13 protein-coding genes are annotated in these 13,338 nt (G+C 66.6%); 7 read left to right on the top strand and 6 right to left on the bottom strand.

The genetic code is table 11. From position 1 onward, the window contains the following. Window positions 1-75 precede the first annotated feature (75 nt). A complete protein-coding gene (locus DIE03_RS14975; protein WP_124451541.1) occupies window positions 76-303 on the bottom strand; it encodes a hypothetical protein in 228 nt (75 codons plus the stop codon). Between the two features lie 434 nt (window positions 304-737). Here DIE03_RS14975 and DIE03_RS14970 point away from each other — a divergent pair, with 434 nt between their 5' ends. Beyond that, window positions 738-2,867 (top strand): TonB-dependent siderophore receptor, encoded by a 2,130-nt coding sequence (locus tag DIE03_RS14970; RefSeq protein ID WP_124451539.1) that lies wholly within the window; start codon window positions 738-740, stop codon window positions 2,865-2,867. A 45-nt stretch (window positions 2,868-2,912) separates the two neighbouring features. Then, window positions 2,913-3,428, top strand: coding sequence for a hypothetical protein (locus tag DIE03_RS14965; RefSeq protein WP_260434889.1), 516 nt, complete (start codon window positions 2,913-2,915; stop codon window positions 3,426-3,428). A gap of 17 nt (window positions 3,429-3,445) precedes the next feature. On the opposite strand, the gene DIE03_RS14960 is transcribed toward DIE03_RS14965, so the two are convergent. Then, window positions 3,446-4,393: a LysR family transcriptional regulator gene (locus DIE03_RS14960; protein WP_124451537.1), complete on the bottom strand. Its 948-nt coding sequence runs from the start codon at window positions 4,391-4,393 to the stop codon at window positions 3,446-3,448. A 226-nt stretch (window positions 4,394-4,619) separates the two neighbouring features. On the opposite strand from DIE03_RS14960, the gene DIE03_RS14955 reads away from it, so the two are divergent. Further along, on the top strand, window positions 4,620-5,648 hold the full coding sequence (locus DIE03_RS14955; RefSeq protein WP_124451535.1) for a DUF1338 domain-containing protein: 1,029 nt from the start codon (window positions 4,620-4,622) through the stop codon (window positions 5,646-5,648). Between the two features lie 368 nt (window positions 5,649-6,016). Here the strand turns inward: DIE03_RS14955 and DIE03_RS14950 are convergent, their stop codons facing one another. The 3 genes from DIE03_RS14950 to DIE03_RS38275 all read right to left on the bottom strand — a co-directional run bounded on the left by DIE03_RS14950 (window position 6,017) and on the right by DIE03_RS38275 (window position 6,844). Further along, entirely contained in the window at window positions 6,017-6,214 is a 198-nt protein-coding gene (locus tag DIE03_RS14950) for a CsbD family protein (RefSeq protein WP_096475163.1), read from the bottom strand. A gap of 53 nt (window positions 6,215-6,267) precedes the next feature. Beyond that, on the bottom strand, window positions 6,268-6,618 hold the full coding sequence (locus tag DIE03_RS14945) for a BON domain-containing protein (RefSeq protein ID WP_124451533.1): 351 nt from the start codon (window positions 6,616-6,618) through the stop codon (window positions 6,268-6,270). 61 nt (window positions 6,619-6,679) lie between these two features. Further along, window positions 6,680-6,844: a hypothetical protein gene (locus tag DIE03_RS38275; protein ID WP_185658161.1), complete on the bottom strand. Its 165-nt coding sequence runs from the start codon at window positions 6,842-6,844 to the stop codon at window positions 6,680-6,682. A 383-nt stretch (window positions 6,845-7,227) separates the two neighbouring features. Here DIE03_RS38275 and DIE03_RS14940 point away from each other — a divergent pair, with 383 nt between their 5' ends. From DIE03_RS14940 to DIE03_RS14925, 4 genes are all read left to right on the top strand, one after another. Further along, window positions 7,228-8,784, top strand: coding sequence for a PAS domain S-box protein (locus tag DIE03_RS14940; RefSeq protein ID WP_124451531.1), 1,557 nt, complete (start codon window positions 7,228-7,230; stop codon window positions 8,782-8,784). Window positions 8,785-8,924: 140 nt separating this feature from the next. Beyond that, the gene (locus DIE03_RS14935; RefSeq protein WP_124451529.1) at window positions 8,925-9,116 is read left to right on the top strand and encodes a CsbD family protein; all 192 of its coding nucleotides are present in this window, start codon (window positions 8,925-8,927) and stop codon (window positions 9,114-9,116) included. Window positions 9,117-9,541: 425 nt separating this feature from the next. Next, window positions 9,542-10,693 carry a branched-chain amino acid ABC transporter substrate-binding protein gene (locus DIE03_RS14930; protein ID WP_124451527.1) on the top strand — a complete coding sequence of 384 codons (1,152 nt, stop codon included), beginning with the start codon at window positions 9,542-9,544 and terminating at the stop codon, window positions 10,691-10,693. 164 nt (window positions 10,694-10,857) lie between these two features. Beyond that, on the top strand, window positions 10,858-12,030 hold the full coding sequence (locus DIE03_RS14925) for an FAD-binding oxidoreductase (RefSeq protein WP_124451525.1): 1,173 nt from the start codon (window positions 10,858-10,860) through the stop codon (window positions 12,028-12,030). A 96-nt stretch (window positions 12,031-12,126) separates the two neighbouring features. On the opposite strand, the gene DIE03_RS14920 is transcribed toward DIE03_RS14925, so the two are convergent. Next, complete coding sequence (locus DIE03_RS14920; protein WP_124451523.1) at window positions 12,127-13,308, bottom strand: serine hydrolase; 1,182 nt, start codon at window positions 13,306-13,308, stop codon at window positions 12,127-12,129. Window positions 13,309-13,338 lie beyond the last annotated feature (30 nt).

The raw sequence follows: 13,338 nt of genomic DNA, 5'->3' as shown, positions 1-13,338 counted from the left end.
CGCGCGAGTCGTAAGCATTCAGAAAGATTGTTGCTGAATGACCGGTATAACGTGCCTGGTGCGCCCGCAAACGTTTCACTCTGACCGGATTGAGCGGATAATGGCGCAGCGCGGTGAAGAAAAAAATGAAGTGAGCCTGAGAGCAAACGTAGTGAAGAACGAAAGTAGGTCCGCCGCGATGCCGATGCGAGGTCGGCTGCCCGGAGCGCCGGGTCGGGGTTGCCCGGTCCGGCGCGCGCCGGACTTTTGAATGCCTTCCGCCTGCTTCACCGGATCCTTCGTGATCCTCTCCAGTTTCTCCATCGCTGTTTCCCGAATTCCGCCTTCCGCCCGATCGTTTCCGCATGACACGGTCAATCCGATTCTTTCGTTTTAATTACGTCAAGCCGGTAAAACCTGAGAAGCAGAAAGGTATTCGTCAGGAATGCAGAGCGCCAATCCGTGTGCTCGTTGCGGGCAGGCGACAGGTTGAAAATTAACTAAAAACACGAATCATTCTCGTTTAATATTTCGCTCCGTTACGGGCCATGACCAATCGTCACGGCTCTTTCGTGCCGGTCGTGCCGGCCGGCATCCACCCGCGCCGGCCGTTCGCTGACCGGCATGCGCGTCGGGGCGATCCTCCGCGCGCCACCGCCTTCTTCACGGAAAGAGCGTCGTCAGTCGACTCGCCGCGTGACTCGCGTGTTGGCCGGACACGTTTCCGTTCGCCGTTTTTCTTCACCACTACGTTCACGATGAAACTCAACAAGAGCGCCTGCCATGCGCTTCTGATCGCCACGTCGCTGGCCGGCGCCCGTACTGCGTTCGCCCAGGCGAGCGATGCCGCGGCAACCTTGCCCGCGATTTCCGTCAACGCGGCCGCCGAGCATGCGTCGTACGACGGCGGCCACTCGCGCGCGGCGACCAAGACCGACATGTCGCTGATGGACGTGCCGCAGACGGTGAACGTCGTTCCGCACGCGGTGATCGAGGACCAGAACGCGACGTCGATGCAGGACGCGCTGCGCAACGTGCCGGGCGTCGGCTTCTCGGTCGGCGACGGCCAGCGCGACCAGATCACGATCCGCGGCTTCAACAGCATCACGGACCAGTATGTCGACGGCATTCGCGACGACGCGCTGTACTACCGCGACCTGTCGAACGTCGATCGCGTCGAGGTGCTGAAGGGGCCGGCGGCCGTGCTGTACGGGCGCGGCTCGGCGGGCGGCATCGTGAATCGCGTACTGAAGCGGCCGCAGGCGAGCCCGGTGAACGACGTGGGCGTGACGCTCGGCACGCGCGGCGAGCGGCGCGGCGAATTCGACCTCGGCTGGAACGCGAACGACGCGGCGCGCTTCCGCATCACCGGCGCGGCCGAGAACTCGAACAGCTTCCGCGACCAGTTCCAGCTGAACCGCCAGGCGATCGCGCCGTCCGCGCAGTTCAAGCTCGACAGCAACACGGTGCTGAACGTCGAATTCGATTACCTGCACGACCGTCGCACGTCCGACCAGGGCCTGCCCGCGTATCGCGGCCGACCGGTCGACGTGCCGATCAACACGTACTACGGTTCGGCCGACGGCGTGAACAGTTCGTACAACGACGTCTCCGCGAAGAGCGCGACGGTGTCGCTCGATCACCGCTTCGACGATTCGCTGTCGTTCCACGGCGCGATCCGCGCGTACGACTTCTCGCTCGAGCGGAAGAACTACGTGAACTACGAGCCGATCAAGACCGCCGCGCACCCGGTCGTCACGCTCGACCAGTCGACGCGCCAGCGCACCGATCACGGCATCGACGGCCTGTTCGAACTCACGCAGAAGACGTCGCTGTTCGGCATGCGCCACGAGCTGCTGTACGGGCTCGAACTGTCGCAGCAGCAGAAGTTCGACACGGTCTACGGCGTGACGAAGGTCGCGACCTACGATCTGTTCAATCCGCAGCAGGTAATCCTGCCCGGCGTGCCGACCGGCGCGCGGGCGAAGACGAACGCATCGACGGTGGTCGGGCTCGCGGGCGTCTACGCACAGGACCTGATCTCGCTGACCGAACACTGGAAAGTGCTCGCCGGCTTGCGCTTCGACTACCTGAACCAGATCCGCCACGACTACACGTCGTCGAACGTCAACCTCGACCGTACCGATCACGCGTGGAGCCCGCGCGTCGGGCTGATCTACGAACCGCTCGACTGGCTGACGCTGTACGGGTCGTTCAGCCAGTCGTTCTCGCCGCTCGCCGATACGCTGATCAGTTCCGGCGCGTTCGCGAACGGCGCCGCGCTCGCGCCGCAGAAGACCACCGCGTATGAAGTCGGCTCGCGCTTCGACCTCGGCGGCAAGGCGACGGCCAGCGTCGCGTTGTTCGACATGCGCCAGACCAACCAGCAGATCGGCGATCCGGCGAACCCCGGCTATGCGCTGCCGATCGGCACGCAGCACGTGCGCGGGATGGAGCTTGGCTTTACCGGCGAGATCGCGCCGAAGTGGTCGGTGTATGCGGGGTATGCGTACCTGAACGGCACGGTCGACGGTTCCGCGCAATCGACGGCGGCCGGCCTCGCGGTGTCGAGCAACACGCCGGGGCTGATGCCGCGCCACAGTGCGAACCTGTGGCTCAAGCGCGAGTTGCCGTATGGTTTCTACGCCGCGGCCGGCATGCAGTTCCAGTCGGCGCGCTACGCGTCGGCGAGCGATCTCGTCACGCTGCCGTCGTTCACGGTGTTCAACCTGGGCGCCGGGTATCGCAGCAAGAAGGTCGACGTGACGCTCACGCTCGACAACCTGTTCAATCGCCGCTACTTCATCGCCGCGCACGGCAATGCGGACCTCTACAACATGCCCGGCGATCCGCGCACGCTGACCGCCACGGTGAAGTGGCACATGTAACGCGCATCCAGCGTGTACTGCGCGACAATGGGGGTCATCGTCACGATGGCCCGCCTCTCAGTGCTCATGATTCGCCAGGCGCTTGATATATCGAACCTGACCTGCCGCGCCCGCATGCTGTGCGCCGCGATGTTGCTGGCGTGCGGCCCGGTCGCGGCAGGCGCGCAGACGACCCCTGCCGATGCCGAGCCGGAATGCCATGCGGTGCATGTCGACCGGACGATCACGCTGTCGGGCCGCTACATGCTCGATTACGGCAGCGAATCGAGCGGACAGGACGTGTGGTTCGTCGAGGACGACACATCGGCGCGGCGCTTGCCCGACCCTTCGCAGCGCGCCGGTGTGATCCGGTTCATGAACCAGCGCGATGCACTGCGCTGGCTGCGGTTGCCCGCCGCGCAGCCCGACGGCATGTGCCGGTTCGAGGGGCGCGCGACGCTGGTGATTCGCGACCTGGACACGGTGTGCCCGGGGCTGGAGGAGCCCGATCACGCACAACTGGTGAAGGTCGTGAAGGCCAGCGTGCCGGTGCGGCACGCGTGCGACGCGACCACGCCCTGACGCGCGCGACGGCGCCGTTACTCGACGTCTTCGTCGTCTTCCCCATCGGTGTCGTCCTCCGCGCGCTCCGGCGCCGCATACGCGCTCGCCTGTTCGAGCAGCCAGCCGCGGAACAGCTCCAGCGGCTTGCTGTGGCTGAGTTCCGTCGGATACACGAGGTAGTACGCGGAATCGCCGACCGTCGCCGCGTCGCACGGCACGATCAGGCCGAGCTGCTGCAGCTGTTCCTCGACGAAGAACTTCGGCACGAGCGCGATCCCGAGCCCCGCCGCGGCCGCGCTGATCAGCATCGTGTGCAGTTCGTAGCGCACGCCCTGCATCGTGCGGATGTCCTCGACGCCGTGCGTCTCGAACCACTGCGCCCACGCGCCGGGGCGCGTCGTCGAGTGCAGCAGCGGATATGCGAGCAGATCCTCGACGCGCTCGACGGGCCCGTCGAGCAGTGCGGGCGAGCAGATCGGCACGACTTCCTCGCCGAACAGGTAGTCGGACGACGTACCGGGCCAGGTCGGCTTGCCGTAGTGGATCGCGGCCTCGAAGTGCGTGTCCTCGAACGAGAACAGGTCGGTGCGGCCGCCCATGTTCACGCGCACGTCGGGCGTGCGGTCGTAGAAGCTCTTGATGCGCGGGATCAGCCAGTGCGACGCGAAGGTCGGCAGCACCGCGAGCTCCAGATAGCCGCCGCCGCTGCCGTGCGCGATGATCGACAGTGTGTCGCGGTCGAGCGTTTCCAGCGCACGCCGCACCTGCGTGCCGTACAGCTTGCCGGCGCGCGTCAGCACGACGCGCTGCTTCACGCGGGCGAACAGCCGCACGCCGAGGCTTGATTCGAGCGTCGCGATCTGCCGCGATACCGCGCTTTCGGTCAGGAACAGCTCCTTGGCCGCGTGCGTGAAGCTCTCGTGGCGTGCGGCGGCTTCGAAGGCCACGAGCGCACCCATGTTGGGGATCTTGAATTTACGCATGATGTTCGATTCGTCTGACGATCAGGCCCGCACGGCACAAGGCGGAAGGCGGAGCAGGGGAGCGGCTAATAATTCCAAAAACTCATCACATGTCAATTTAATCTCGCTTTACGCCCGGCTGCAACCCTTTGAATAATGCTCCCCACGCAAGGTCAGGCGCCCGTGGGGCGGCCGGCCGACGAGTTGCCGGCACGTTTGCCGGCGGTCCCCCGAGACGAGAATCCTGATGCGCAATCCGAATATCGAGAGCTTGCTGACGAAGCTGCTGGGACAGGCGAAGACCGACGCCCTGTTCTCGACCCTGAACATGCCGGCCATCCTCGAAGAATGGGAAGACGGCGTCGTGACGCGTGCGGAAATCGCGCAGGCGATGAACATGGCGCTGTTCGAAGGGCTGCTCGAGCGTTCGGCGAACGGCCGCGCGTACACGGCCGAAGCGATCGAAAACGGCGGCTCGGTCTATTTCGACCACGGCGCGCTGCGCACGGTGCGCTGGCCGCACACGGGCGCGCTGCCGCCGGGCGAGGCCGCGTTCACGCGCATCCTGCGTCCGCTCGGCTTCCGGCTGAACGGCCGTTACCCGCTCGACAAGCTCGGCATGACGGGCCGCGCGTATGCGCATGAAGACGCACCGGACGAAATCGCGCAGTTCTTCGTCAGCGAACTGCATCCGGAACGTTTCTCGAAGGAATTCCAGCAGGCCGTGACGAACGTCGTCAGCTCGTCGCGCGATCCGCTGTCGCCAGCGGCCGTCGCGCTGCTGTGGGAAGTCGAGCGCGAAGGCTGGCTGCCGCTGGACGCCGCGCACGCGCTGCTGCCGGAAATCGTCGGCGCGTTCGCGCGCCAGCACGACCTGCCGAACGAACTCGACTACGAAACGCTGCTGATGGAATCGGCGGAAATGGCGTGGATCTCGACCGAAGGCAACGCGTTCAACCACGCGACCGACCGCGTCGCCGACGTGTTCAAGCTGTCCGACGACGAGAAGGCGAAGGGCCGCCCGATGAAGCCGGAAGTCGAGCGTTCGCGCTCGGGCCGCGTGTTCCAGACCGCATATCGCGCCGACACCGTCGAGCGCGAGTTCCGCACGCGCGACGGCGGCACGGTGAAGCGCAACGTGCCGGGCTCGTTCTACGAGTTCATCACGCGCAAGCGCACGTTCGACCAGGCGGCGCGCCGCTGGGTGACCGACCTGCGTTTCGATGCAGGCAACGCGCAAGGCATCTTCAAGATGACGGCGAACGCGGCGAAGTAACGAGCCAGGGGCGGTGCGACGTGCACCGCTGAAGTTGAAGCAGGGGCGAACGGATCGGGCAGGGCGTGCATGCGTCCTGCCCGATTTGCGTTGGGTGGCCGCGATGCGGCGCAACGCGCGTGCGTTCGCGCGCAGCGGCGGTTCGCCGTGTCGCGGTCGATTGCGGAGTCGGGGAAGATGAGCGGGATGCGAAGGCGGCGGGCGCGTGCCGTGCGCCTCGCCGTCAGAAGACGTGCGTGATCAGATAGAACAGCACCAGCAGCCCGAACGGCACGCCGAGCAGCCAGGCGATCAGGTATTTGCCCATGTCGTGGTCCTGATGGCCGCGACGCCAGGAGCGCCGCGGCGGGTTGAGATGGCCGGTTGCGTTACAGCTCGCGATCGAATTCCTTCAACTGCTTCTCGGCTGCGTCGCGGGCGATTCCGTAACGCTCCTGGATCTTCCCGGCCAGATAGTCGCGATTGCCTTCGGCGACCGCGAGGTCGTCGTCGGTCAGCTTGCCCCACTTGGCCTTCAGCTTGCCGGTGATCTGCTTCCACTGGCCCTTGATCTTGTCCTCGTTCATGGTTTGCTCCTTTCGTAAGGGGAGAAAAGCGCGGCGGTCGGCCGCGGGGTAGCTCAGGCCTTCGCCTTCAGGCCGGATGCGTCGACGTGCTTCACGCCCTTCACGGCGCGCGTCACGGCGATCGCCTTCTTTACAGCGATCTTCGTCGGCAGCACGCCCGTGAGCGTGACGACGCCGTCGACCGTCTTCACGCTGACGTCGACGCTCTTCACGCCGTCGGTGGTCGCGAGTTCACCCTTCACCTTGGTCGTGATCCAGGTGTCGGTGACGGGCTGGTTCGATTCGGCCGTCATGCCGCTGTCGGTCGACGAGGCCTGTGCGTGCGCGTTCGTGAGCGGTGCGGCGGAAAGCAGGAAGGCCGCGCTGACTGCGAGCAGCGTCGAAAGGTGCGAGGTCTTGTTCATTGGTGTTCTCCTTCGATTGGCGTGATGGATGGATCAATCGTCGAGCACGGATCGTGCCGCGCTACCGGGCGATCGGCGTGTCGTAGCCGGGTTCGCGCGGCGGCATGTCCGGGCGCGGCACGTCGGGTGGCAGCGGCACCGGCGGATCGGTGCCGGGCGGCGGCTCGGGCGGGTTGTCCGGGGCCGGCTCGGGCCGCGTCGGATCGGGTGTCTGATGCTGCTTCATCCGGTTGTCCTCCTCTGCGGTATGAAAGGGCAGCGCATGAGCGCCGATGCAGTACCAGCGTACCGACGCGAACGCGAGCGGACATCGCGCAAATTCACCGGATCGCCTAGTGCGTTTGCACGGGGACGGAACGGACGGGCGGGAACGGGAAATGCATCATGACCCGGGCAACGCGGGGCGACCGGCGCGCAGGCCGCGCTGCGCCGCTCGGCGGGGCACCGCACGATGCCGGCGCGGCATGCGAATGTACTATCGGGGGTAGTGCATCCGCGTCTGTCGCGCCCTTGCGTGGTACGCAATCATCGCGGCACGCACCGGCGGGGTCTTGCCGGTGCAACGGGCGATCGGCCGGCGGTCATGTTGACGACAGGGACAACGATTCGATGAACGAACAAGTAAACGAACAGGCGCTGAAGACGCATACCGACCGGCGCCAGCTGCATCAGATCATCGCGGGGCTCACCGAGGGCGTGATCCTGGTCGAGCCCGACCAGCGGATCGTCTGGGCGAACGAGGCCGCGCTCGCGATGCACGGCGTGACCGAGCTGGAGGCGCTCGGCGCGGACGTCACCGAATACCGCGAGCGCTTCCGGCTGCGCTACCGGAACAACCATCCGGTGCGCGACGGCCACTATCCGATGGATCGCGTGATCGCCGGCGAGGAGTTCAGCGACGTGACGGTCGAAGTCGAATCGGCCGCCGACGAAACCGTGAGCTGGGTTCACCGCATCCGCAGCCTCGTGCTGACGAACGCGGCCGGCGAACCCGATTGCCTCGCGCTCGTGCTGCACGACGCGACCGAATGGGCGAGCGCCGAGGAGCGCTTCGAGCGCACCTTCAACGCGAACCCGGCGCCGGCCGTGATCTGCCGGCTCGACGACTTGCGCTACGTGAAGGTCAACCAGGGCTTTCTCGACCTGACGGGCCATGCGCGCGACGACGTGCTCGGCCGCTCGGTGTACGAAATCGACGTGCTCGAACAGGCCGAGCGGCGCGACCTCGCGATCGAGCGGCTCGGCGAAGGCGCGACGATCCCGCAGATGGAAGCCGTGCTGAAAGTCGCGGACGGCAGCACGAAGGCCGTGGTCGTCGCCGGGCAGCCGATCGACATGAACGACGAGGCATGCATGCTGTTCACGTTCATGGATCTCGAGCCGCGCAAGCAGGTCGAGCGCGCGCTGAAGCAAAGCGAGGAACGCTTCGCGACGGCCTTCCGGATGGCGCCGGTCGCGACCGCGATCGTCACGGCCGACCGCTTCGAACTGCTCGACGTGAACGGTGCGTTCGCCGCGATGACGGGCCATGCGCAGGACGACCTGCTCGGCAAGTCGGCGGACGAGATCGGGCTGTGGGCCGAGCACGGCGCGTGGCCGCGCATCGAAGGCCGGCTCGCACGCGACGGCAGCGTGCGCAACGCGGACGTGCAGATCCGCACGCGCGATGGCGACGTACGCGATTGCGTCGTGTCGGCCGACCCCGTCGCGATTCACGGCCGCGACTGCCTGCTCGTCGCGCTGCTCGACATCAGCGATCGCAAGCGTACCGAGATGGAACTCGTCTATGCGATCGAGACGGCGATGCAGGATGCGTCGTGGTTCAGCCGCACGCTGATCGAGAAGCTCGCGAACGTGCGGCGCGCGAATGCGCCGGACGCGGGCGCGCAGCTGTCGGACCTGACCGCGCGCGAGCGCGACGTGTTCGACCTGCTGTGCCACGGCCTCGCCGACAAGGAGATCGCGGGCCGCCTCGGCCTCGCGCCGAACACCGTGCGCAACCACGTCGCGACGATCTACGCGAAGCTCGACGTGCACAGCCGCGGCGAGGCGATCGTGTGGGCGCGCGAGCGCGGGATCGTCGGTGCGGCCGAGGTGAACGGTGCGCGCGGCGAGAAGGGCGCCGACAAGGGTGCCGACAAGGGCGGCGCGAAGGGCAAGGACTGACGCCGACGGTACGAATGCACCACGCACATTGGTGCATCCGCATCTACCGCCTGCGGCATTCGCTTGCGATCCTGTCCACTCGGCGGTGCGGCGCAGGCCGTCACATCGCCGGCTCTCCCCAACCATCGCAGGAGACGACCATGGACAGGAATCGCATCGAAGGCAAGCTTAAACAGGTCAAGGGTTCGGTCAAGGAAGCGCTCGGCAAGGTGACGGGCGACCGCAAGGCGGAAGCGGAAGGCATCGCCGAACAGCAGGCCGGCAAGATCCAGGAAAAGGCCGGCGAGGCGGCCGATGCGGTGCGCAAGCACACGGGCACCGATCGGCATTGACCGACGACGCGGCGCCTGCGCGGGCGCATCGCGAAGGCCGGTCGGGCCGTCGGCGCAGCGATGATGCGCGATCGGCATGACCACGGCCGGCCTTTACCCACGGGCGCCGCCGCCGTTTCCCATTCAAGCTTTCGACCCACGGCCCGCCGCTGGGTAGCCGTGGGCCGCCCGCGAACACGGAACTTGATGATAAATCCTCACAACATAGTTCCGATATTTCGTTTGCTGCACGGGTATTGGCTACTCACAATCCATTCACCTCTTTCGCGATGAAAGGTTCTTCGGAGACGGAATCGCGGTGATCGGCCGGCCGGTCGGGCGCATCGAATGGCGCCCCCGGCCGCGCAAGACGTCACCGGCGCGCAAGAGGTCGCCGACGCGCGGCAGGCGCGCGTCGCACCCCGACCCACATAAGAAGGATTGCCATGACGTTCCGCATTCGTTCGCTTTCCGGCGTCGCATTGACTGCCGCGCTCCTCGCAATCCACACGGGCCCGGCCCATGCGCAGGAAACGGTCGTGAAGGTCGGCGTGGCCGGCCCGCTGACGGGCGGCGGCGCCGCATACGGCAAGGACATCGAGAACGGCGTACGCATGGCGGTCGACGAAGCGAATGCCGCGCACACGACGGTCGGCGGCAAGCCGGTGAAGTTCGTGATCGCGTCGCAGGACGACCAGAGCGATCCGCGCACCGGCGTGCAGGCCGCGCAGCAGCTCGCCGATGCGCAGGTCGCCGTCGTGATCGGCCATTTCAATTCGGGCACGACGCTGCCCGCGTCGAAGATCTACGCGAAGGCCGGCATTCCGATGATCACGCCGTCGGCGACGAATCCCGACATCACGCGCGCCGGGCTCGGCACCGTGTATCGCGTGATCGCGACCGACACGCAGAACGCGGGCAACGCCGGTACGTACGCCGCGAGCGTGACGAAGGCGAAGCGCATCGCGATCATCGACGACCGCACCGCGTTCGGCCAGGGCGAAGCCGACGAATTCGAGCAGGCCGTGAAGGCGAACGGCGGCACGATCGTCGCGCGCGAATTCACGAACGACAAGGCCGTCGATTTCAGCGCGCAGCTCACGAAGATCAAGAGCACCAACGCCGATCTCGTGTTCTTCGGCGGCCTCGACGCGCAGGCCGCGATGCTCGTGAAGCGCATGCGCCAGCTCGGCATCCGCGCGCAGTTCCTGGCAGGCGGCGGCGTGATGAACGCGAACTTCATCAAGCTCGCCGGCAATGCGGCGGAAGGCGCGTCGGTGTGGGAATACGGGCAGCCGCTGTCGCGTCTCGCGAAAGGCAAGCAGTTCGAAACGAAATTCAAGCAGAAGTACGGCGTCGACATGCTCGCGTACGCGCCGTTCGCGTACGACGCGACGTGGATCGCGATCAACGCGATGCAGAAGGCGAATTCGACGAAGCCGGCCGATTTCAACGGCGCGCTGAAGGGCACGCGCTACGACGGCATCACGGGCACGATCGCGTTCACGAACACGGGCGACCTGAAGAACCCGAGCTCGACGCTGTATGAAGTGAAGAACGCTGCATGGCAGCCCGTCACGACGAAGTCGGCGGACTGAACGCAACACGCGCGAGCGGACTTTCGCGGCGATGCCGGACGTGCTGAAATAGCCGAAGCGGTCGCCGGGGAAGCCTGCCCGCGCAAGGCCGCGCACGACGCGGCGCAAACAACCCACGGGCGCAGTCGGCAGGCCGCGCCTTTCATGTGCAACCGGAGTCAGTCGTGAGTTCTCAAGTCGTCATCGTCGGCGGTGGTGTGATCGGCAGCTCGATCGCTTATTTCCTGCGCGCCACCGATCCCACGGTCGCCGTGACCGTCATCGAACGCGACCCCACCTATGCGCGCTCGTCGTCGGCGCTGTCGGCCGCGTCGATTCGCCAGCAGTTCTCGACGCCGCTGTCGATCGAGATGTCGCTGTTCGGCATCGACTTCCTGCGCACGATCGGCGAGCGGCTCGAAGTGGACGGCAACAAGCCGTCGATCGACCTGCACGAGGGCGGTTACCTGTTCCTCGCGACGCCGGCCGGCGATGCGACGCTGCGCGAGAATCATGCATTGCAGACGAGCCTCGGCGCCGATATCCGGCTGATGGACGCCGATGCGCTGCGCGCGAAGTTTCCGTGGCTGAACGTCGACGATCTCGTGTCGGGCGCGTACGGCGTGAGCGGTGAAGGCTGGTTCGACGGCTACGGGCTCGTGCAGGCGCTGCGCAAGAAGGCGCAGGCGCTCGGCGCGCGCTACGTGCCGGCCGACGTGAAGGACGTGGTGCGCGACGGCCGCAAGATCACGCATGTCGTGACGGGCGACGGCGAGCGTCATGCATGCGACACGCTCGTCAACGCGGCCGGCGCGTGGACGCGCACGCTGTCGTCGATGATGGGCATCGACATCCCCGTGTTTGCGCGGCGCCGCAGCATCTTCAACGTGTCGTCGCCGGCGAAGCTCACCGACTGCCCGCTGCTGATCGATCCGACCGGCGTGTATTTCCGGCCGGAAGGGCGCACGTATATCTGCGGCACGTCGCCGAGCCCCGATCGCGATCCGGACGACCTGCCGCTCGACGAAGTCGACCACGACCTGTTCGACGAGGTGATCTGGCCGACGCTCGCGAATCGCGTGCCGGAATTCGAGGCGCTGCGTGTCGAGAATTGCTGGTCCGGGTACTACGAGTACAACGTGTTCGATCACAACGCGATCATCGGCTATCACCCGGAACTCGACAACGTCGTGTTCGCGAACGGCTACAGCGGCCACGGGCTGCAGCAAGGGCCGGCGACCGGGCGCGGCGTCAGCGAACTCATCCTGGGCGGGCGTTATGACACGCTCGACCTGTCGTCGCTCGGCTGGGCGCGTGTGCTGGAAAACCGGCCGATCGTCGAAAAGAACGTCGTGTAGCGCGGCGTAACCGCCCGGAAGCGAGATGGGCGGGATTCTCCTTGTGTCTCAAACCCGTTGGCCCGACGCTTGTCGGGCCTTTTTTCGTTTCGCGGGCTATCCGACGCCGTAGACGGCATCGCGCAGGTCGAGCGTGTACTGGCCGTTCATTCCTTCGTAGAGCGTATTCGACAGCGACACGACGGTCAGCCCGCGCGCGCGATCGACGAACCACGAGTGCCCGTAGACGCCGCCCCAGCGCCACGTGCCGACGGACTCCGGCGACGCAGCCGCCTGCGGGTCGCGCAACACCGAGAACCCGATCCCGAAGCCCGCGCCGGGCAGGTCCGCCAATTCGAAGTCGCCGGTCTGCACGCGGCCCATCTCGTCGACCAGATCGGGCGGCAGGATGGCGCCGCCGCCTGCGCGCAGCGTGTCCAGCACCGTCAGCACGTCGCCGGCCGTGCCGACCATTCCGGCACCGCCCGATGCGAACGCCTGCGCATCGAGCGCGCGCGACGGCGAGTACGTGACACCGACGAACCCTTCGTCGATGGGCACGGTTTCGTTCTCGGCGAGCCGGTGCGGCTGCGGCGTGTCGTTGACGTAGGGCGTAGCGAGCCGCGCGGGATCGCGTGCGACGAAAGCCGTGTCGCGCGCACCGAGCGGGCGGAGCACGAGCGCATCGATCGCGTCGGCGAGCGGCACGCCGCAGACAGCTTCGATCAGCGCGCCGATGACGTCGATCGACAGCGAGTAGTTCCAGTTGGTGCCGGGCGCGAACAGCAGCGGCACGTTCGCGATCCGGCGCAGGTTTTCCGCGAGCGTGATCGATGCGCCATCCAGCCCGTCGGACACGCCCGCTCGCGCATAGGGGCCGTTCGCATCGGTCTCGTTGAAGCGATAGTCGAGGCCGGCGGTATGCACGAGCAACTGGCGCACCGTAATCACCGGCACGCGGCCGTCGGGCAGCGCCGGACGGAACTCGGGCAGCCAGCGCGTGACGTCGTCGTCGAGCGACAGCTTGTGTTGCGCGACGAGCACCATCGCGGCGGTCGAGACGATAGGCTTCGTCACCGACGCGAGGCGGAACAGCGTGTCCTCGCGCATCGGCGTGCGCGATTCGCGGTCCGCGAATCCGGCCGCGCGACGGTAGACGAGCTCGCCGTGGCGTGCGACGAGGACCACCGCGCCGACGAGGCGCTGCGTGTCGAGCTGGCGGGACAGGACCGCATCGATGCGCTCGGCGAGCGCGGGATCGGTGGACGGCTGCAGTGACGAAGCTGAAGAGGAGGTCATCGAGGATTCCGTCGCGAGGAGCCTGATCGA

This window comes from Burkholderia sp. Bp8992, from assembly GCF_003853705.1.
GTDB lineage: Bacteria > Pseudomonadota > Gammaproteobacteria > Burkholderiales > Burkholderiaceae > Burkholderia.
The sequence above is the reverse complement of the archived record's forward strand: the minus strand, read 5'-3'. Positions and strand labels throughout refer to the sequence as shown.